Raw genomic sequence first — 18,760 nt, 5'->3', positions numbered from 1 at the left:
ATCGTTTATTCCGAGGAACCTGCATGTCCCAACCCGCCCAGAAACTTCGGCTCAGTGCCCTTATTGCCCTGGTGGTGGGCTCGATGATTGGCGGCGGCATCTTTTCATTGCCGCAGAACATGGCTGCGCGTGCCGAAGTGGGGGCCATCTTGATCGGCTGGGCAATCACCGCCATCGGCATGCTGACGTTAGCCTTTGTGTTCCAGACGTTGGCGAACCGTAAGCCCGAACTGGATTCCGGGGTGTATGCCTACGCCAAGGCGGGTTTCGGTGACTACATGGGCTTTTCATCCGCCTGGGGTTACTGGATCAGTGCGTGGATGGGCAACGTCGGTTATTTCGTCTTGCTGTTCAGCACCCTCGGCTACTTTTTTCCGGCGTTCGGCCAGGGCAATACACCGCTCGCCATCGGCTGCGCGTCTCTGTTGCTGTGGGCCGTGCATTTTCTGGTGATGCGCGGGATCAAAGAGGCAGCGTTCATCAACCAAGTGACGACGGTGGCGAAGATCGTGCCGCTGCTGATGTTTATCGTGATCGCCGCCGTTGCGTTCAAGGCGGATATCTTCACTCGCGATATCTGGGGCCTGGGCAACCCGCAGATGGGCAGCGTGGTCGAGCAGGTGCGCCATATGATGTTGGTCACGGTGTTCGTATTTATCGGGATCGAAGGCGCCAGTGTGTATTCGGCGCGGGCGCAGAAGCGCTCGGACGTGGGGCGCGCCACGGTGATTGGTTTCGTGGGCGTGCTGGCCTTGTTGGTGTTGGTGAATGTGCTGTCCCTGGGCATCATGAGCCAGCCGGAGCTGGCGCAATTGCAGAACCCGTCCCTGGCCGGTGTGTTGGAGCATATCGTCGGGCCTTGGGGTGCGGTATTGATCAGTATCGGCCTGGCGGTTTCGCTGCTCGGCGCGTTGCTCTCCTGGGCGCTGCTGTGCGCGGAAATCCTCTATGCCACCGCTCAGGACAAGACCATGCCGGCGTTCCTGAAGAAGGAAAACGCCAATCAGGTGCCGGTCAATGCCTTATGGCTGACCAACGTGATGATCCAGGCATTCCTGGTGATCACGCTGTTTTCAGCCAGCACCTACACCACCCTGATCTACCTGGCGTCCTCGATGATCCTGGTGCCTTACCTGTGGTCGGCGGCCTATGCGGTGCTGTTGAGCGCGCGCGGCGAAACCTATGCAGGCTGGCAGCACCGGCGCATGAAAGATCTGCTGGTGGGGCTGGTTGCCCTCGGCTACGCGATCTGGCTGCTGTATGCGGGGGGCTTGAAGTACTTGCTGCTGTCGGCGTTGCTGTACGCACCGGGTGTGATCCTGTTTGCCCTGGCCAAGCGCGAGCAGGGCCAACCCTTGTTTACCACCGTGGAAAAAGGCATTTTCAGCGGCGTGGTCGCGGGCGCCGGGTTAGCCGCGTATGGGTTGTACAGCGGGGTATTGTCACTGTGAGATTGGCGTATCAACCGCCCTACGACTGGGCGGCGATGCTGGGGTTCCTATCGGCGCGGGCGATTACCGGGTTGGAAACTGTGGTCGCCGGGGTGTATCGACGCAGTATCAGTGTGGCTGGGCGACATGGCTGGGTCAGCGTCGAACCGGGAGCGGGGGATTGGCTGGAGGTGACGGTCGACTTTCCTGAGCCTGCCGTTATGCCTGAGATCGAGCGGCGCTTGCGCAGGATGTTTGATCTGGATGCGGTGCCTGAGGTGATCAACGCGCAATTGTCGCAAGATCCCCTAATGGCGCAACTGGTTGCGGCCCGCCCTGGCCTGCGGTTGCCTGGCACCTGGGATGGGTTGGAATTGGCGATTCGTGCGGTGCTGGGCCAGCAGATCACCGTGGTGGCGGCGATTCGCCTGGCGGGCAAGCTGGTGGCGCAGTATGGCCAGACCCTGCAAACCCCGCACGCCGGTATTACCCACTTGTTCCCGACACCTGAAGTGCTGGCGGCCGCAGACCTGGCCACCCTGGGCATGCCCAGGGCGCGAGGCCGTACCTTGTCTGGTGTGGCCCAGGCGCTGTGGGATGATCCTCAGCTTTTCGAACCCAAGGCCAGCCTCAAGGACGGCGTTGCACAGTTGGTGGCGTTGCCGGGGATTGGAGAGTGGACCGCGCAGTACATCGCCATGCGCCAGTTGCGCGAGGTGGATGCGTTTGCGTCGGGGGATATCGGGTTGATCAATGCTTTGGCGGCCTTGGAGGGTGGGCCGGTGTCGGCGCGGCAGTTATTGGCGCGGGCCGAGGCGTGGCGGCCGTTGAGGGCGTATGCGGCGCAGCATTTGTGGACTTCGTTGAACCGCGGGGATTGATAGCGACGGTGATGGCCCCATCGCGGGCAAGCCCGGCTCCCACAGTGGACCGCGTTGTCTGATCCTGTGGGAGCTGGCTTGCCTGCGATAGCGGTGCCCAGGTCACCACTGAGGTCTATGTGACCCTAACTCCACCGCCGGCAAATCCCACTGCAACGGCGTGCCACTGATGCTCAGCGGCGCGAGCAGCCGATGGGCCTGGCCCCAGGCTGTCTGCTCCACGACCAGGCCTTGGTCATTTATGTCTTCTTCGCGCAATGCCGCTTGCTGTGGCACTTGCCCGGCCTCCACCAGCAACTTCGCCGTACGCGCCAACGACAAGCGCGCCGAACCGCCGCGTCCGGAGTCCAGGCGCTCGGCCAACGCCCGGATCGCACTGGCGGCCATCAAATAGCCGGTGGCGTGGTCCAGCGCCTGCACCGGCAGCGGCAGCGGTTTATCCGTCTGTTTCCAGGCCATGCCGGCCTCGGCAATCCCGCTGCTCATCTGCACTAGGCTGTCAAAGCCACGACGATTACGCCATGGGCCGCTCCAGCCGTAGGCGTTGAGGCTGACGTCGATCAGGCCGGGGGCGAGGTGCTGCCGTTCGCCAAGGGTATAACCCAGTTGCTCAAGGGCATCGGCGCGGTAACCGTGAAACAGAATGTCGGCGTCCTTGAGCAACGCTTCAAACACCTGCCGGTCGTCGTGGCGCTTTAGATCAAGGCGAGCGCAGCGTTTACCCAGGGTCATTTCCGGGACGACGCCAGGTTCGTTCCAGGTGGGTGAGTCGATGCGCAGTACGTCGGCACCTAAGCCTGCGAGGAACCGACTGGCCACCGGGCCGGCCAGCACCCGGGTCAAATCCAGCACCTTGATGCCAGCCAGTGGGCGAGCGGCTGAGCCGAGCCAGGGTTTGTCGATGCCGGGTTCGAAGACCTGGCGCTGGATCAACGCCTCGGCGTTTACCGCCAAGCCTTGGGGGTGCTGCTGCCAGGCTTGCCAGCTACGCATCTGAGCCGCACAACCGCCTGCATCGACAATCGCCTGTTCCAGTTCGGCGGCTTTCCAGGTCGCGACTCTACTCGCCATGGCGGCGCGATCAGCGGCGGGCCCCAATACCCGCTCAGCCGCTGCACGATGATGGGGCGCGTTGGTGTGCAGGCGGATCCAGCCATCGACGCTGGCGTAATCACCCGCTACCGGGTCCCACAAAGGCGGCACTTGCCACCCCACGGGGCGAATCGACGAGGAGAACCACAACGAGGCCAACCGCCGATCCACGCTGACGCTGGGCAGGCGCCCGGTTTGTTGCTCAATCAACTGGGCGATAGCCTGGCCCGCGGCGCCGATGCTGGCGGCCGCCAGGTCAGTGACGGCGAAGGTCGAGGGCAGGGCACCGGCCTGGGCCTGGGGCAGTGGGGCGTGCGGTAAAGCGAGTGCGGCTTGGATGGGAGTCAGCAGGTCAGTCATCAAAGGCCCTCCGTAAGAGAAGGGCCACTATAGAAGATCATCCCACCGGTGTGGCAACCCCAGGGATCAAGGGCAGTTCGATGCTGGCGATAAAGCCGCCATCGGGATGGTTGGCCAGGATCAGGTTGCCGCCATGGCGCTCGGCGGCGCGACGGGCAATGGCCAGGCCCAGGCCATGGCCTTGCGCGGTCTGGCCCGGCGCCCGGTAGAACGGCTCGCCCAATTGGCTCAGGTGCTCGGCTTCAACGCCGGGGCCGTGGTCGCGTACGCTGATCAAAATGCGCCCGCCCTGATGCTGGGCCTGCAATTCAATCGGTTCGCCCGCCGGGTTGAAGCGTTGGGCGTTGCGCAGCAGGTTGTCCACGGCGCGTTCGATCATGGTCGGCCAGCCTTTAAGCTGCAAATCATTGGCAGTCGTCAGTTGCACCACTTGCTCGGGGGCACTGAGTTGGGCGTCCTTTTGCAGCGTTTTAAGCAACGGGGTGAGGTCGATGTCTTCGGCGCTGGCGTTGTCGGCGTCGACCCGTGCCAATACCAAAATTTCGCTGATCAAGGCTTCCAGGCGATCGCATTCGCGGGTCAGGCGCGGCCAGAGTTTTTCCCGTTCTTCGGGGCTGGCGCGCTCGGCCAGGGCCAGGGCGATACGCAAGCGCGCCAATGGCGAGCGCAGTTCGTGGGAGACGTCGCGCAGCAACTGGCGCTGGCTGCCGATCAGGCTTTGCAGGCGCGCGCCCATGCGGTTGAAGTCGTTGGCCAGCACGCCGAATTCATCGCGCCTGTTGGCCAGTTGCGCCAGGCTGTTCTGCTGATAGGTGGTTTGCCCCAGGTCATGCACCGCGCCGCGCAGACGGCTGAGCGGGCGGGTGATGGACAAGGTCACCAGCAGGCTGAACAGGGTCAGCACCACCAGGGTAATCGCCAATGCACTGAGCGGCCACAGCAGGCTGCTGCGGTGCCAGGCGTCCAGCTCCGGGTGAGGAATACGGTAGATCAGCAGATAGGTATCGCCGGTTTTGTCGCTGGTGTATTCGGCGGTCAGGCGGCGCCACGGCAGGTGGCCGTCCTGGCTGTCGTTCTGCCGGGCTTCGAACGCGGCGGCGCGGCGCGGGAAGGTGCCGCGCACCACTGGCTCGCCGCTTTCGTTAAGCACTTGCACGTCAATGTGGTACTGGCGTTTGCGTTGTTGCAGCAAGTCCTGGGCGGCGTCTTCGCCCTGGCTTTCGTAGAGCTGCGTCCACTCTTGGGCCAGGTTGTTGAGGCCAGGGTGGCGGCTGAGAATCCAGGCGTCCTGGTTGAGCATGTGCCCAAGCAGGATCGACAAACCGGCAACCAGGGCGATGGCCAGCCAGAAACTCGCCAGGATACGCCAGAACAATGAACGCACAGGAAACCCTCAAACAGGAAAAGCCCAGCGGCGCGAACCACTGGGCTGGGGTGAAGCTAGGCCATTATTGCGCTTTTTGCGCTTGCTGGGCTTTCCAGGCCTGGAACTCTTTCCATTCGGCGCGGCGCTCGGCTTGCTTCTTGACGATCTCGTCGTACTTCTTCTGTTGGTCGGGCTTGAGCACGGCACGGATATCGGCCTGGGTTTTCTGCTTGCCGGCGGCGATTTCGTCCTGCATGGCTTTCTGGTCAGCGGCTGGCAGTTTGTCCAGGTACTTTTGGGTCAGGTCTTTGCGGGCGTGCCATTGGTCACCCATCAGCTTGCGGATCTGCTCGCGCTGCTCCTTGCTCAAGTCCAGTTGGCTGAACGGGCCGCCTTTGCCACGCGGGCCGTGTTCACCGTGGCCTGGGCCACCCATCATTCGGCTTTCAGGTCCACCCATGGGGCCTGGACCTTCCGGCATTGCCATGGCAACGGTGGGCAGGGCGGTGGCGAACATCAAAGCGATAAGGGTCTTGCGCATGGTGATTCTCCTGTCTCTATTCCGGTGAGTCCGGATGTGAGTAGGTTACGCAGAGCAAGGTCAGCGGCGGTCAGGGGAGGGGAAAGCTTCGGGAAAGACGGGGTTGATAGGAACTGACAAAACCCTTGAAGGTGATGAAATCAATGGTGGGAGCTGGCTTGCCTGCGATAGCGGTGGGCCAGTTAGCATAACGGTGGACTGACACACCGCTATCGCAGGCAAGCCAGCTCCCACAGGGTTAAGCGTGGTGTTTAGAGGCTGTAGTAATAGCCACGACTGCGCAACGCCACGATCCGTGGCCGGCCATCGGGGTGTGGGCCGATCTTTTTGCGCAGGTTGCTGACGTGCATGTCCAGGCTGCGGTCATACAGGGTCAGCTTGCGGCCCAGGGCGATCTGCGCCAGTTCCTGTTTGTCCAGGGGCTCGCCGGGTTGACGCAGCAAGGCTTCGAGCAGACGGCTTTCGGAGACGGTCAGGGCGAACTCCTGTTCATCGATGCTGACCACGCCGCGCACCGGGCTGAAGCACAGGTCGCCCAGTTCCAGCTGCGTCGATACCGCGGCCGGGTGGCTGCGGCGTAACACGGCGCGCAGGCGCGCCGTCAGTTCGCGCGGATCGCAAGGCTTGGCCAGGTAGTCATCGGCGCCCAGTTCCAGGCCGAGGATGCGGTCCAGGGGCTCGCCCCGGGCCGAGAGCATCAGCACCGGCAGCTCCGGGTGGTCGTTGCGCAATTGCTTGAGCAGTTCCAGGCCGCTGCCGTCGGGCAGCATCACATCCAGTACGACGGCCGCCGGCGCACTGTCGGCCAAGGCTTTCCGGGCGCTCAAGCCGTCGTGGCAGGCGCGCACCTGGAAACCCTCCTGGCTCAACCAACTGGTCAGCAGCTCACAGAGCTCCTGGTCATCATCTATCAGTAACAGCTCGCTCATGACTCACTCAATTTAGCCATTGTCGGCGGCGAAGGCCCCACCGGTGACCCCGTGAGCCATTAGGAGTACGCCGAAACGATTAGGTTCGACGCAGCCGGGCTCAAGGCAAGACTTGCTTGAACGGCTTGATCACCACATCGGCATAGACGCCTGCTGCAACGTAAGGGTCTGCCTTGGCCCAGGCCTCGGCGTCGGCCAGGGAGGCGAACTCGGCCACGATCAGGCTGCCGGTGAAACCGGCGTCGCCCGGGTCATTGCTGTCGACGGCCGGGTGCGGGCCAGCCAGTACGATGCGGCCTTCGGCTTGCAGCTGTTTGAGGCGCTCGACGTGGGCCGGGCGTACGCTCAGGCGTTTTTCCAGCGAGTTGGCAACGTCGGTGGCAATGATGGCGTAGAGCATGTCAGTCCTCGGTTTTCGGTGTGGTAGCTGCGGTGTCATGCAGGTGGCGCGACAGGTAGATACCCTGGCCGATCAAAAACAATACGGTCATGCCCAGGCTGCCGAACACTTTGAAGTCGACCCAGTAGTCCTGGAAGGTGAAGGCCACGAACAGGTTGGCGGCACCGCAGAACAGGAAAAATACGATCCAGGCCACGTTCAGGCGCACCCACACCGGCTCCGGCAAGGTCAGCGCATGGCCCATGATCCGCTTGATCAGCAGGCGGTCACCAATGAAGTGACTGCCGATGAACACCAGGGCAAACAGCCAGTTCACCACCGGGGCTTTCCATTTAAGGAAGGTTTCGCTGTGGAAGGCCAGTGTCAGGCCACCGAATACCAGGCAGGCGATAAGGGTGAGCCACTGGCTTTTTTCCAGCTTGCGCTGGGAGATGAAGATGGCGCCGTAGACCAGGATGGAGCTGACGATCAGTACGGCCGTGGCGCTGTAGATGCCCCCGAACGACAGCTGCTGGCCGGCGATTTCGATGACCCTGGGGTCGAGTTTGGTAACGATGAAAAACAGCAACAGCGGGATGAAGTCGATGAATTGTTTCACAGTAAGAGCCAGAAGCTGGATGTGGCGGCATAATAACAAACATCCTTGGTTGCGATAGCGCCAGCTGACTTGAGGTTACACACTCCCGTGAATGTTGATTTGCACTGCCACAGCACGGCCTCCGACGGCGCCCTGGCGCCCGCGGTACTGGTTGCGCGTGCGTTTGAAAAAGGCGTGCGAGTTTTGGCATTGACCGACCACGACACCCTCGAGGGTCTCGATGAAGCCCGCCAGGCCGCGCATTCCCTGGGCATGCAGCTGGTCAACGGCGTGGAATTGTCCTGCACCTGGGGCGGCGCCACCATTCATGTACTTGGCTACGGTTTCGATCAGAATGCCCCGCCGTTGGTTGCGGCGATTGCCCAATTGCACGATGGCCGCTGGCTGCGGTCCGAAGAAATAAGCCGCAAGCTCAGCCTTAAAGGCATGCCAGGTGCCCTCGACGGCGCCCGTGCCATCCAGCAAGAGCTGGGCGACAGCGGCAACGCACCGGCCCGTCCGCACTTTGCCGACTGGATGGTACGTGAAGGGTATGTAAAGGATCGCGCCGAAGCCTTTCGCAAATGGCTGGGCGCCGGCAAGTTGGGCGATGTGAAGCTGCATTGGCCGACCCTGGAAGACACCGTCCAGACCCTGCGGGACTCCGGGGCCTGGGTCAGCCTGGCGCATCCCTGGCATTACGATTTCACCCGCAGCAAGCGCCGCAAGCTGATCAGCGACTATATTGGTGCGGGTGGCCACGCGATCGAGGTGGTCAACGGGCATCAACCGGCGGAACAGGTCGGCAGCCTGGCGATCCTTGCCCGCGAATTTGGTCTGCTGGTCAGTGCCGGCAGTGATTTTCATGGCCCAGGCGGCTGGTCCGAAATTGGTGAGTATCGCCAGGTTCCGGAAGATTTGCCGCTGTTGTGGGGGCGATTCAAGCATGACCCCATTATTGCCACCGTCTGAACAGGTAGAGCACGTGAGTCAATTCTTCCAGATTCATCCGGAAAACCCTCAGGCGCGCCTGATTAAACAGGCCGTGGAGATCATCCGCGCCGGTGGTGTAGTCATCTACCCGACGGATTCGTCTTACGCCATTGGCTGCCAGATCGGCGACAAGGGCGCGGTCGAGCGGGTAAGACGCCTGCGCCAGCTGGACGACAAGCACAACTTTGCGCTGATCTGCAGCGACCTGTCCCAGCTCGGGCTGTTCGCCAAGGTCGACACCGGCACGTTCCGTCTGCTCAAGGCCCACACGCCGGGGCCCTACACCTTTATCCTCAACGCCACCCGCGAAGTGCCGCGCCTGTTGCTGCACCCGAAAAAGCGCACCATCGGCCTGCGCGTGCCGGAACACCCGATCGCCCTGGCGCTGCTGGCCGAGCTGGGCGAACCGCTGATGAGCGTGTCGTTGATCCTGCCGGGTGAAACCGAACCGTTGTACGACCCTTACGAAATGCGCCGTTTGCTGGAGAAACACGTCGATCTGATCATCGACGGCGGCTACGGCGGCAACAAGGCCTCCACGGTGATCAACCTGGCCGACGGCGAGCCAGAAGTGGTGCGTGTGGGTTGTGGCGACCCGGCTCCGTTCATGGTCGAGGCCTGAATGTCGGCCGTGGAAACCGCTGATCCCCAGGCCGGCGCCCAGCAGGAACTGCCGTTTGCCATGGTGTACGGCCAGGCGGTCATGGAAATGCCCCTGGACCTGTACATCCCGCCGGACGCCCTGGAGGTGTTCCTTGAAGCCTTCGAAGGCCCGCTGGACTTGCTGCTGTACCTGATCCGCAAGCAGAACATCAACATCCTCGACATCCCGGTGGCAGAAATCACCCGCCAGTACATGGGCTATGTCGAGCTGATGCAGTCGGTGCGCCTGGAACTGGCCGCCGAGTACCTGGTGATGGCGGCCATGCTTGCCGAGATCAAGTCGCGCATGCTGTTGCCGCGTTCGGAGACGGTGGAGGCCGAAGAGGATGACCCGCGCGCCGAGCTGATCCGCCGCCTGCAGGAGTACGAGCGCTTCAAGGCTGCCGCCGAAGGCATCGACGGCCTGAGCCGTGTGGGCCGTGATGTGGTGGTGCCCAAGCTCGACGCCCCCGAGGCGCGCGCGCGCAAGTTGCTGCCAGACGTGAGCCTGGAAGAATTGCTGATGTCCATGGCCGAAGTACTGCGCCGTGGCGATATGTTTGAGAGCCACCAGGTCAGCCGTGAAGCGCTGTCCACCCGTGAGCGCATGAGCGATGTGCTGGAACGTCTCAAGGGCGGTGGGTTTGTGCCCTTTGTCGAGTTGTTCACCGCCGAAGAAGGGCGCCTGGGCGTGGTGGTGACCTTTATGGCGATCCTGGAGCTGGTCAAGGAGTCCTTGGTCGAGCTGGTGCAGAATGAGCCTTTTGCGGCTATCCACGTGCGGGCGCGAGCCGAATAACGAGCTGAATCGATGAATCTGACTGAACCCCGCGAACTGGCCCCTTTGCTGGAGGCCTTTCTCCTGGCCTCGGGCAAACCGCAATCTTTGGAGCGCCTGTTCGAGCTCTTTGAAGAAGCCGAACGCCCGGAGCCGCCGGTCTTCAAGAAGGCCTTGGAGATCCTGCGCAAGTCCTGCGAGGGCCGTGCCTTTGAACTGCGCGAAGTGGCGTCGGGTTACCGCCTGCAGATCCGTGAGAAGTTTTCGCCGTGGGTCGGGCGTTTGTGGGAGGAACGCCCGCAGCGCTACTCCCGGGCGATGCTGGAGACCATGGCGCTGATCGCCTATCGCCAGCCCATCACTCGGGGCGAGATCGAAGACGTGCGTGGTGTGGCGGTCAACAGCCATATCGTCAAGACCCTGCTGGAGCGTGAGTGGATTCGCATCGTCGGCTACCGTGATGTGCCCGGTAAGCCGGCGATGTTCGCCACCACCAAGGTGTTCCTCGACCATTTCAACCTGAAAAACCTCGACGATTTGCCGCCCCTGGCCGAGCTGCGCGAAATGGAGGCCGAGCCAGTGCTCGACTTCGACGACGCGCCGGTGCCGCAAAGCCTGCAGGAACTGGCCGACGCCAGCGCCGAGCCGGAGGAGCCCAAGGACGAGACCAGTTTCCATACGTTGTTGCTGGAACTGGACGACATGGAGCAGGGCATCAAGACTGATTTCGACGATTTGCTGCGTGATGGTGCGGCGCAGCCGCAAACCCAGGTGAACGTTGAATCCGAGCCTGAGGTCGAAGCCGAAGACGATGTGCTTGGCGTGGCCCAGGCCCGGGAAAAGCTCCTGGCCGCCGTCGCCGCCCTCGAACAGCCGCCCCTGAGTGACGAAGAAGACGAAGCCCGGGCGCTGGCCGAGGCCATCGAAAACGAGCGCCGCCAACTCGAAGACTGACCCGTTCTGACTTTGACCGCGCAACCCATGTGGGAGCTGGCTTGCCTGCGATGCGGACCCCTCGGTCTCTCAGATGCAAGGAGGTGATGCCATCGCAGGCAAGCCAGCTCCCACAGAGGATCGACCATGAGTGCTATGAAAGACCCGTGTATCAGCGTCTGCAAATTCAGCGACGACATCTGCGTCGGCTGTGGCCGCAGCAAGCGTGAAATCCGTGCCTGGAAGAAACTCGACAAAACCGACAAACGCACGGTTCTGGCCGAAGCCCAGCTGCGATTGCTGGCCCTGGGCGCCACCGGTCGGCGGAAAAGCAAATGACTTGGGCGTTATCGACTAGTCTGTGATGCGCAACACGCGCCATGCGCGTATGATTCGCGACCCCTTGCCGACCTATTCGGCCAAGGCCCCGCTTTCAATACCCCTCAGGCCACGCCTGAATCGACCCACCGGGAGGTGCTTACGATGAATGACCAAGACCAGAAAGACCAGGAAATCGGCCCAGCAGGCGAAAAACTGCAAAAGGTGCTGGCGCGTATCGGCGTGGGCTCGCGCCGCGACGTCGAAGCCTGGATCACCCAGAAGCGCATCAAGGTCAACGGTGTCGAGGCCACCCTTGGCCAGCGCGTCGACCTGCACGATGCAATCACCATTGATGGCAAGGTCATCAAGCGTGAAGAGGCCGCCGAATCGGTGCGCCGCGTGATCATGTACAACAAGCCCGACGGCGAGATCTGCACCCGTGACGACCCGGAAGGCCGTCCGACCGTGTTCGACAAGATGCCCAAGCCTAAAGAAGGCCGCTGGATCAATATCGGCCGCCTGGACATCAACACCACCGGCTTGCTGATGTTCACCACCGACGGTGAGTTGGCCAACCGCCTGATGCACCCGTCCTACGAGATGGACCGTGAATACGCCGTGCGTGTCCGTGGTGAAGTCGATGATGAGATGATCGAACGTCTCAAGGCGGGCGTGGTGCTCGAAGACGGCCCGGCCAAGTTCACCGACATCAAGCAGGCGCCGGGTGGCGAAGGTTTCAACCACTGGTACCACTGCGTGGTGATGGAAGGCCGTAACCGTGAAGTGCGCCGCCTGTGGGAGTCCCAGGGCCTGGTGGTCAGCCGCCTTAAGCGCGTGCGTTTTGGTCCGGTGTTCCTGAACTCCGACCTGCCGATGGGCCGCTGGCGCGAAATGAGCCAGTACGAAGTCGATATCCTCAGCGCCGAAGTGGGCCTGACGCCCGTCGCTATGCCGCAGATGAACGCCAAGAGCAAAGACAAGCTTGAGCGTATGCAGCGTAAATCGTCGCGCCCGGTGCCACGTACCGAACGTGTTGCCCGCACCGTGCGCCCTGCGCTGGATGCACCGGCCACCGGCGGTCGTATCTCGCGTCAGCCGCACATTGAAGGCGAGCGCCGCCCCACCGCGCCATCGCGTCAAGAAGGCGAGCGTGCGCCACGTACGCCGCGTCCTGCCCCTGCAGGTGGTCGCAGCAACCGTGGTGAGGATCGCCCGGCCGACAACGCCAGCACCAAGCGTCCAGCCAAGCCAGCGGCGAACAAGCGCCCTGGCCCGAAACTGGTCGCGGATGAGCCGTCGGGCAAGCGCCGTGGCGCACCGGCCGGTTCCGGCCAGCGCCCTGGTTTTGGTCGCAAGAAGCCGCAGTGATGCGTTAAGCGCTGCACAAAAACGCCAACCCTAGGGTTGGCGTTTTTTTTACGATCTACATTTGAAATGCAACCAACTGTGGGAGCTGTACACGTCTGACGGTCTTTCAAAAGGCAAAGGCGCCATCAAACACCGGCTTGTCATCCAGCGCCAACACCCCACTGGCAAAGATCAAGTCCAGGTGATGACTGCCTTTCTGCCCGCCACCCAAGCCCAGGTGCAGCCCGCAGTGACGCTCTTCAAACCCGGCATTGCGCGCATACAGGTCCTTGACCCCTTCATTGGTGCCAATCCCCAACTCCTCCACGCGACGGTTGGACGGGTTGGCATTCAGGTACTTGTTGAAGTCATCCGCCAGCCCTGGCACTTCGCTGGCCACGCTGCAAACGGTGGAGTTCTCGATCCATAGCTCCAGCGGCGATTGCAGCACGCCGTATTTGCGTGCAAAGGGGATAGTACCTAGGAAGGTGCCGACAAACCGCACCTGGCCGTTGATGGCTTCGCTGTGGGTGGCGATTTCGCCAGGCGCCAGGTCGTGGTTGCCGACGCCGTTGATATTGGTCCACTTCTTGATGCTGCTCATCGGCGCTTCCAGGCGCGAACCGTGTTTGTCGGTAAAGCTCAGCACGTTGGCCTGGGCCATGCGCCGGATCAGGGTGGCGTTGAGGTCGGCGATGCGTTGGGGCTCGACGCTGAAGGTGTCGTAGAAATAGTCGCCGTAATCCTTGAACAGCAGGGATTTTTTCCAATGCTCGGCCATCACGCCTTGCAGGGCGCGGATAAAGTCCGGGCCTTCGGCGCGTGGGTTGGGCAGCGTGGAGGAATCGTAGAGAAACAGGTACAGGTCGCAGCTTTGAATGGCCTGGGCCAGGGTGTCGCTGGGCGCCAGGTCCAGGCGTTGCAGTTGGAAGTTGAAGCGGGCGGCGCTGCCTTGGGTGATGGCCTGCGCGATGGCGTCGTAGCGCTCGGTATGCCCCAGCAACACGGTGGGGCGATTCAGGCCGCTGAGGGCGGGGTGGTGCGCAAGGTAGTAGAGAAAGTGTTCGACAGCGCGGGCCTTGTCCATGACGGGTGTCCTTCTGTGCCTTGGGTAAGGGGGCAGGCGCCGTGCACAGCGCCTGCCGGATGCCTGCCGGGTATTAGAAAGGCCACATCGCGGTGCCAAAAGGCACAACGGCATCGGCTTGCATCATTTCAACGGCGGCCTCATGGGTCGGCGCTTCAAACCAATCGTCGAGTTGCAGTTCGGTTTCCAGGTCGTTTTCCAGTGCTTGCATGGTGTATCTCCTAGAGGACGTTGATTGAGAACGGCTCACCCACGGGCTTCGCGGGCAAGTGGAAAGAACCTAGAAGAGAGTGTTTCGAAATGCAAAAAATTTATTGACACGGTTTCATTTGGATTTTTTCTTCTGTTTTTTGGTGGGTTTTTTTATTCAGGTAAAACAGTGAATTGGCTGAAGCGATTCTTCAGACATTGCCTACCGACAGAATTCCGTTGAGGGCTGCCAAAGTCTGGCTGTAACGCAGGTTTTCCGGCGTGTAACGATAAGTTTACGCAACTGCCCTGGCTTTGTTGGGGGGCGCGCCGATGTAAGCATTAGCTGACAGAATCGCCTGTGCACTTTCCCGGTGCGTGCCGAAGCTGTCGAGCGGTGTACAATGCGCCGCGTTTTACTGTGACCCCCCTTGCGTACCCACGCAAAAGGCCAAGACCTCAGGGTTTGATCCCCCTGATCACTCCGCCTGGCCACGAGCCGGACGGGTTCGATTTCGTCACAGATAAAAACAAACAGGTGACGCATGACCATTAGAAAGACGCTGTACTCCTGGTGCCTGCGCTGGGGTTTGAGCGGCGCTGCTTGAGTCGGTAATTCAAGGCAGCAACCTGCATTCAACTCTTCAAACCTTGCGTGAGACCCTTTTCATGAGTGGACCCCATTCTTCTTCAGGCGAGCTGAAACGCGGCCTGAAAAACCGGCATATCCAGTTGATCGCCCTTGGTGGCGCCATCGGCACCGGCCTGTTCCTGGGCTCGGCCGGGGTGCTCAAATCCGCCGGCCCTTCGATGATCCTGGGCTATGCCATCTGCGGCTTTATCGCCTTCATGATCATGCGCCAGCTTGGCGAAATGATTGTCGAGGAGCCGGTTGCCGGCTCTTTCAGCCACTTCGCCCACAAGTACTGGGGTGGTTTCGCCGGCTTCTTGTCGGGCTGGAACTGCTGGATCCTGTACATCCTGGTGGGCATGTCGGAGCTGACGGCCGTCGGCAAGTACGTGCACTACTGGTGGCCGGAAATCCCGACCTGGGTCTCGGCGGCAGCGTTTTTCGTGCTGATCAACGCGATCAACCTGGCCAACGTCAAAGTCTTCGGTGAAGCCGAGTTCTGGTTCGCCATCATCAAGGTGGTGGCGATCGTCGGCATGATTGCCCTGGGCAGCTACCTGCTGGTCAGCGGCAGCGGCGGCCCGCAAGCCTCGGTCAGCAACCTGTGGGAGCATGGTGGTTTCTTCCCCCATGGCGTCGGCGGCTTGGTGATGGCCATGGCGATCATCATGTTCTCCTTCGGCGGCTTGGAAATGCTCGGTTTTACCGCCGCTGAAGCCGATCAACCACGCACCGTGATCCCCAAGGCGATCAATCAGGTGATCTACCGCATCCTGATTTTCTATATCGGCGCCCTGGTGGTGCTGCTGTCGCTCACCCCGTGGGACAGCCTCTTGGCGACCCTCAACGCCTCCGGCGATGCCTACAGCGGCAGCCCGTTCGTGCAGGTGTTCTCGATGCTGGGCAGTAACACCGCCGCGCATATCCTCAACTTTGTGGTGCTGACGGCCGCGTTGTCGGTGTACAACAGCGGTACTTACTGCAACAGCCGCATGCTCTTGGGCATGGCCGAGCAGGGCGACGCGCCCAAGGCCCTGGCGAAAATCGACAAGCGCGGCGTGCCGGTGCGTTCGATCCTGGCCTCGGCGGCGATCACCCTGGTGGCGGTGCTGATGAACTACCTGATGCCCCATGACGCGCTGGAACTGCTGATGTCGCTGGTGGTGGCCACATTGGTGATCAACTGGGCGATGATCAGCTTCTCCCACTTCAAGTTCCGCCAGCACATGAACCGCATTGGCCAGGTGCCGCTGTTCAAGGCGTTGTGGTACCCGTATGGCAACATTATCTGCGTAGCGTTCGTGGTGTTTATCCTGGGCACCATGTTGATGATTCCAGGCATTGACCGCTCGGTGTACGCGATCCCGGTGTGGGTGGCGTTCATGGGCGTTTGTTACTGGGTCAAGAACAAGCGGGCGCAGCAGTCGGAGGCGGCGGGCGCCTTGACGGCGGAGTAAGGCCCTATACTGCCTCAAATGTGGGAGTTGGGGTGTGTGGGAGCTGGCTTGCCTGCGATGCAGGCACCGAGGTGTAACAGGTACACCGCGGTGATGCTATCGCAGGCAAGCCAGCTCCCACACAAGCCCGACTCCCACACACGCCAACTCCCACATTTTTTGACCGCGTGCGGCTTGCAGCGCGTATCTTTAAGCCCTTCTACCAAGGCTCGCGCTTTCCATGCTGGTGATTTCCAACAACGTACAGTTGCCCGATGCCGAGATTGAGCTGACCGCCATTCGCGCCCAGGGTGCCGGTGGGCAGAACGTCAATAAAGTGTCGAGTGCGGTGCACCTGCGGTTTGATATTCCGGCGTCGTCGTTGCCGGAGTTCTACAAGGAGCGCCTGCTGGCGCTGCGTGACAGCCGGATCACCAGCGAAGGCGTGCTGGTGCTCAAGGCCCAGCAATATCGCACCCAGGAGCAAAACCGCGCCGATGCGCTGGAGCGCCTGGTGGAGTTGATCCAGAGCGCCACCAAGGTCGAGAAAAAGCGCCGTCCGACCAAGCCCACCCTGGGTTCGAAGAAACGCCGCCTGGAGTCCAAGACCAAGCGCGGCAGCATCAAGGCCGGGCGCGGCAAGGTCGACTTCTAGGCGTCGCGTGTTTCGCGGGCCTTAGGCGCCTGGCGGGACAGGTAGAAGCTCAGCAGTAAACCGGCGAAAGCCGCGGGGGCGGCGAACAGGAAGATCGAGGCAAAGCCAAAACCTGCCGCCACGGCGCCCGCCAGCGGCCCGGTGATGCCCAGGGACAAGTCGATAAACAGCGAATAGGCGCCCACCGCCGAGCCACGGCTGGAAGCCGGCACCAGGTTGACCGCCTCTACCCCCAGCGCGGGGAACACCAGGGAAAAGCCGAAACCGCTCAACGCCGCACCCGCCAACGCCAGTTGGGCATCCGGCGCCAGCCACAGTAACAGCAGGCCGAGCACTTCCACCGACAGGCAGGCGATTGCGACGCGAAAACCGCCAATGCGGTTGATCAAATTGCCAAACAGCAAGCGTGCGCCGATAAAACTGGCACCGAACAGGCTCAAGGCCCACACCGCGTTATCCCAGTGCTGGGTGCTGTAATACAACGTGATAAAAGTGGCGATGGTGCCAAAGCCGATGGAGCCCAGCGCCAGCGCGCAACCATGGGGCAGCACGCGGCCCAGCACATTCATGAACGGCAAACGTACGCCTGGCACAATCGGCGCCGCTTGTTTTTTCCAGGCCAGCAGCACACCCAACACGGCCAACAGAATGATGCTGACGCCCATGCTCCACAGTCCTAAATGGCTGACCAGCAGCCCCCCTAACGGCGCGCCGACCGCCAGCGCGCCGTAGCTGGCGATGCCGTTCCAGGAAATAACCTTGGCCGTGTTCGCCGCGCCGACACGGCCAATGCCCCAGCCAATCGCGCCCGAACCCACCAGGCTTTCAGCGCTGCCCAGCACCAGCCGACCGATCAGCAGGCAGCCAAGGCTGAAGGCCGGCAGGCTGGAAAACCACGCCGCAAACAACATGAACACGCCACTCAAACCGCAGCCCACCAGGCCAATCAGCACGGCGCGCTTGCTGCCCAGGTTATCGATGATCTTTCCGGCATAGGGGCGGCTCAGCAGCGTTGCCAGGTATTGCACGCTGATCACCAGCCCGGCAATGACGGCGCCATAGCCCAGCTGGCTATGCACATAACCCGGCAATACGGCCAGGGGGATGCCGATATTCAAGTAGCCGATGAAGGTAAACAGCACGATGGAAACGACTTGCAGCGTGACCGCCATGGGGCGCTGGGTATCTGGCATGGGAGAGATCCACTGTCGCAGCAGGTAAAGATAGGCTGCTAATGATACCGGCGCGCAGGCCGGGCAGGGCGGCAAAAATGTAAAACGTCAGATCTAAAGAAGATCAAGCTTGCGCGGGGGCCAGCAATTGGGTGGTCACCAGAGCCGCCAGGGCGTTTTCCTGGGTGCCGAAGCGCTTGAGCAGTGCCGCTTGCTTGTCGGCACTGAGGCGGTTCCAGACTTCGACCATCTGCAAGGCAGCGTCGAGTACAGCGGCGTCCGGCGTGTCGGAAGGGGAAGTGGTCATAGTGAAGGTCTCGGATGATTCAGGCAGTGTGGAAAGCGCTCAAAGGTGCGCTTTCCACACGGTCTGGTACGGCGTCAGTCCCGGCTTTCGCGTTCGACTGGTTTTGCTTCTTTGGCCTCAGGCTGCTTGTCGCTGGCCTGCTGCGGTGTTGGCTGCTCAGTTGGGTGCAGGCTTGGGAAGGGGAGATTAGGTATCTCGTGCATCGTGGTCGCTCCTCGCAAGGTCTGTTTTTTCAATCGCAGGTGATTCCGCGCTCTCAAAAAGCCTTGGCAGGATACAGCACCGTAAATGACAAAAAGACTTTTATCTCGACGTATGCACAATTTTTAATGGTTCAGGCGCCAGTGACATGAGGTCACACCCCTAGAACGGCACCTTGCCCAGGATCATGTCGCGGTACATCACAAAATCCCCCAACAAGCTGTAGAACGGGTGTTGAAAGGTGGCTGGGCGGTTCTTTTCGAAGAAGAAGTGGCCAATCCAGGCAAAGCTGTAGCCCGCCAGGGGCAACGCCAGCAGCAGGACCAATGAGCCTCTGCCGATGGCGTACGCGAGAATGCCTATTACCAAGGTGGTGCCGATAAAGTGCAGGCGTCGGCAGGTGCTGTTGCCATGTTCGCTCAGGTAGTACGGGTAGAACTCGGCAAAACTGTTGAATTTCTTGATGTTTTCCACGGTCACCGGCCCTCTGGT

The 18,760-nt window shown here is 61.5% G+C and carries 21 protein-coding genes; 10 read left to right on the top strand and 11 right to left on the bottom strand.

Going from position 1 to position 18,760, the window contains the following annotated elements:
- The first annotated feature begins 23 nt into the window (after positions 1 to 23).
- Together arcD and CER19_RS20190 are read left to right on the top strand one after the other, a co-directional pair.
- Positions 24 to 1,451 carry an arginine-ornithine antiporter gene (arcD, locus tag CER19_RS20195; RefSeq protein ID WP_116667717.1) on the top strand — a complete coding sequence of 476 codons (1,428 nt, stop codon included), beginning with the start codon at positions 24 to 26 and terminating at the stop codon, positions 1,449 to 1,451.
- Complete coding sequence (locus CER19_RS20190) at positions 1,448 to 2,311, top strand: DNA-3-methyladenine glycosylase (RefSeq protein ID WP_116667716.1); 864 nt, start codon at positions 1,448 to 1,450, stop codon at positions 2,309 to 2,311. Before arcD ends, CER19_RS20190 begins: the two co-directional genes overlap by 4 nt.
- A gap of 102 nt (positions 2,312 to 2,413) precedes the next feature.
- Here the strand turns inward: CER19_RS20190 and CER19_RS20185 are convergent, their stop codons facing one another.
- The 6 genes from CER19_RS20185 to CER19_RS20160 form a co-directional block, all read right to left on the bottom strand.
- Entirely contained in the window at positions 2,414 to 3,763 is a 1,350-nt protein-coding gene (locus tag CER19_RS20185; RefSeq protein ID WP_116667715.1) for a CoA transferase, read from the bottom strand.
- 37 nt (positions 3,764 to 3,800) lie between these two features.
- Entirely contained in the window at positions 3,801 to 5,147 is a 1,347-nt protein-coding gene (locus tag CER19_RS20180; RefSeq protein WP_116667714.1) for a HAMP domain-containing sensor histidine kinase, read from the bottom strand.
- A gap of 64 nt (positions 5,148 to 5,211) precedes the next feature.
- A complete protein-coding gene (locus CER19_RS20175; protein WP_003193804.1) occupies positions 5,212 to 5,670 on the bottom strand; it encodes an LTXXQ domain protein in 459 nt (152 codons plus the stop codon).
- 251 nt (positions 5,671 to 5,921) lie between these two features.
- Complete coding sequence (locus CER19_RS20170) at positions 5,922 to 6,599, bottom strand: response regulator transcription factor (RefSeq protein ID WP_003193803.1); 678 nt, start codon at positions 6,597 to 6,599, stop codon at positions 5,922 to 5,924.
- A 100-nt stretch (positions 6,600 to 6,699) separates the two neighbouring features.
- Positions 6,700 to 6,999: a YciI family protein gene (locus CER19_RS20165; protein ID WP_032895552.1), complete on the bottom strand. Its 300-nt coding sequence runs from the start codon at positions 6,997 to 6,999 to the stop codon at positions 6,700 to 6,702.
- Between the two features lies 1 nt (position 7,000).
- Entirely contained in the window at positions 7,001 to 7,597 is a 597-nt protein-coding gene (locus tag CER19_RS20160; protein WP_116667713.1) for a septation protein A, read from the bottom strand.
- A gap of 87 nt (positions 7,598 to 7,684) precedes the next feature.
- Between CER19_RS20160 and CER19_RS20155 the strand changes: the two genes are divergently transcribed.
- The 6 genes from CER19_RS20155 to rluB all read left to right on the top strand — a co-directional run bounded on the left by CER19_RS20155 (position 7,685) and on the right by rluB (position 12,611).
- Positions 7,685 to 8,548 carry a PHP domain-containing protein gene (locus CER19_RS20155; protein ID WP_116667712.1) on the top strand — a complete coding sequence of 288 codons (864 nt, stop codon included), beginning with the start codon at positions 7,685 to 7,687 and terminating at the stop codon, positions 8,546 to 8,548.
- Positions 8,549 to 8,561: 13 nt separating this feature from the next.
- Entirely contained in the window at positions 8,562 to 9,191 is a 630-nt protein-coding gene (locus tag CER19_RS20150) for an L-threonylcarbamoyladenylate synthase (RefSeq protein ID WP_003193796.1), read from the top strand.
- Between the two features lie 120 nt (positions 9,192 to 9,311).
- Positions 9,312 to 10,010: a ScpA family protein gene (locus tag CER19_RS20145; protein ID WP_164365898.1), complete on the top strand. Its 699-nt coding sequence runs from the start codon at positions 9,312 to 9,314 to the stop codon at positions 10,008 to 10,010.
- A gap of 12 nt (positions 10,011 to 10,022) precedes the next feature.
- Positions 10,023 to 10,943 (top strand): SMC-Scp complex subunit ScpB, encoded by a 921-nt coding sequence (gene scpB, locus CER19_RS20140; protein WP_116667711.1) that lies wholly within the window; start codon positions 10,023 to 10,025, stop codon positions 10,941 to 10,943.
- Between the two features lie 126 nt (positions 10,944 to 11,069).
- On the top strand, positions 11,070 to 11,261 hold the full coding sequence (locus CER19_RS20135) for a DUF1289 domain-containing protein (protein WP_116667710.1): 192 nt from the start codon (positions 11,070 to 11,072) through the stop codon (positions 11,259 to 11,261).
- 144 nt (positions 11,262 to 11,405) lie between these two features.
- Entirely contained in the window at positions 11,406 to 12,611 is a 1,206-nt protein-coding gene (gene rluB, locus CER19_RS20130) for a 23S rRNA pseudouridine(2605) synthase RluB (RefSeq protein WP_116667709.1), read from the top strand.
- Between the two features lie 106 nt (positions 12,612 to 12,717).
- On the opposite strand, the gene CER19_RS20125 is transcribed toward rluB, so the two are convergent.
- Both CER19_RS20125 and CER19_RS28825 read right to left on the bottom strand, forming a co-directional pair.
- On the bottom strand, positions 12,718 to 13,677 hold the full coding sequence (locus tag CER19_RS20125) for a leucyl aminopeptidase (RefSeq protein WP_116667708.1): 960 nt from the start codon (positions 13,675 to 13,677) through the stop codon (positions 12,718 to 12,720).
- 73 nt (positions 13,678 to 13,750) lie between these two features.
- On the bottom strand, positions 13,751 to 13,888 hold the full coding sequence (locus CER19_RS28825; RefSeq protein WP_003175756.1) for a hypothetical protein: 138 nt from the start codon (positions 13,886 to 13,888) through the stop codon (positions 13,751 to 13,753).
- 647 nt (positions 13,889 to 14,535) lie between these two features.
- Between CER19_RS28825 and CER19_RS20120 the strand changes: the two genes are divergently transcribed.
- Both CER19_RS20120 and arfB read left to right on the top strand, forming a co-directional pair.
- On the top strand, positions 14,536 to 15,954 hold the full coding sequence (locus tag CER19_RS20120; protein WP_116667707.1) for an amino acid permease: 1,419 nt from the start codon (positions 14,536 to 14,538) through the stop codon (positions 15,952 to 15,954).
- A gap of 220 nt (positions 15,955 to 16,174) precedes the next feature.
- Positions 16,175 to 16,588: an alternative ribosome rescue aminoacyl-tRNA hydrolase ArfB gene (gene arfB / locus CER19_RS20110; protein WP_003193787.1), complete on the top strand. Its 414-nt coding sequence runs from the start codon at positions 16,175 to 16,177 to the stop codon at positions 16,586 to 16,588.
- On the opposite strand, the gene CER19_RS20105 is transcribed toward arfB, so the two are convergent.
- From CER19_RS20105 to CER19_RS20095, 3 genes are all read right to left on the bottom strand, one after another.
- On the bottom strand, positions 16,585 to 17,781 hold the full coding sequence (locus tag CER19_RS20105; protein WP_116667705.1) for an MFS transporter: 1,197 nt from the start codon (positions 17,779 to 17,781) through the stop codon (positions 16,585 to 16,587). The genes arfB and CER19_RS20105 overlap by 4 nt on opposite strands.
- Positions 17,782 to 17,884: 103 nt before the next feature.
- The gene (locus CER19_RS20100; RefSeq protein ID WP_054918213.1) at positions 17,885 to 18,067 is read right to left on the bottom strand and encodes a hypothetical protein; all 183 of its coding nucleotides are present in this window, start codon (positions 18,065 to 18,067) and stop codon (positions 17,885 to 17,887) included.
- Positions 18,068 to 18,430: 363 nt separating this feature from the next.
- Complete coding sequence (locus CER19_RS20095; protein ID WP_034128574.1) at positions 18,431 to 18,742, bottom strand: DUF962 domain-containing protein; 312 nt, start codon at positions 18,740 to 18,742, stop codon at positions 18,431 to 18,433.
- Positions 18,743 to 18,760 lie beyond the last annotated feature (18 nt).

Source organism: Pseudomonas sp. GL93, assembly GCF_003408955.1.
Lineage (GTDB): Bacteria > Pseudomonadota > Gammaproteobacteria > Pseudomonadales > Pseudomonadaceae > Aquipseudomonas > Aquipseudomonas paracarnis.
Note: the sequence above shows the minus strand (reverse complement) of the source record. Positions and strands in the feature narration are given on the sequence as shown.

Bases quoted from the DNA above. Each gene is read 5' to 3' on its own strand.
- arcD (WP_116667717.1), top strand. From the start codon at position 24: ATGTCCCAACCCGCCCAGAAACTTCGGCTCAGTGCCCTTATTGCCCTG.
- CER19_RS20185 (WP_116667715.1), bottom strand. From the start codon at position 3,763: ATGACTGACCTGCTGACTCCCATCCAAGCCGCACTCGCTTTACCGCAC.
- CER19_RS20175 (WP_003193804.1), bottom strand. From the start codon at position 5,670: ATGCGCAAGACCCTTATCGCTTTGATGTTCGCCACCGCCCTGCCCACC.
- CER19_RS20170 (WP_003193803.1), bottom strand. From the start codon at position 6,599: ATGAGCGAGCTGTTACTGATAGATGATGACCAGGAGCTCTGTGAGCTG.
- CER19_RS20165 (WP_032895552.1), bottom strand. From the start codon at position 6,999: ATGCTCTACGCCATCATTGCCACCGACGTTGCCAACTCGCTGGAAAAA.
- scpB (WP_116667711.1), top strand. From the start codon at position 10,023: ATGAATCTGACTGAACCCCGCGAACTGGCCCCTTTGCTGGAGGCCTTT.
- CER19_RS20135 (WP_116667710.1), top strand. From the start codon at position 11,070: ATGAGTGCTATGAAAGACCCGTGTATCAGCGTCTGCAAATTCAGCGAC.
- rluB (WP_116667709.1), top strand. From the start codon at position 11,406: ATGAATGACCAAGACCAGAAAGACCAGGAAATCGGCCCAGCAGGCGAA.
- CER19_RS20125 (WP_116667708.1), bottom strand. From the start codon at position 13,677: ATGGACAAGGCCCGCGCTGTCGAACACTTTCTCTACTACCTTGCGCAC.
- CER19_RS28825 (WP_003175756.1), bottom strand. From the start codon at position 13,888: ATGCAAGCACTGGAAAACGACCTGGAAACCGAACTGCAACTCGACGAT.
- CER19_RS20120 (WP_116667707.1), top strand. From the start codon at position 14,536: ATGAGTGGACCCCATTCTTCTTCAGGCGAGCTGAAACGCGGCCTGAAA.
- arfB (WP_003193787.1), top strand. From the start codon at position 16,175: ATGCTGGTGATTTCCAACAACGTACAGTTGCCCGATGCCGAGATTGAG.
- CER19_RS20105 (WP_116667705.1), bottom strand. From the start codon at position 17,781: ATGCCAGATACCCAGCGCCCCATGGCGGTCACGCTGCAAGTCGTTTCC.
- CER19_RS20100 (WP_054918213.1), bottom strand. From the start codon at position 18,067: ATGACCACTTCCCCTTCCGACACGCCGGACGCCGCTGTACTCGACGCT.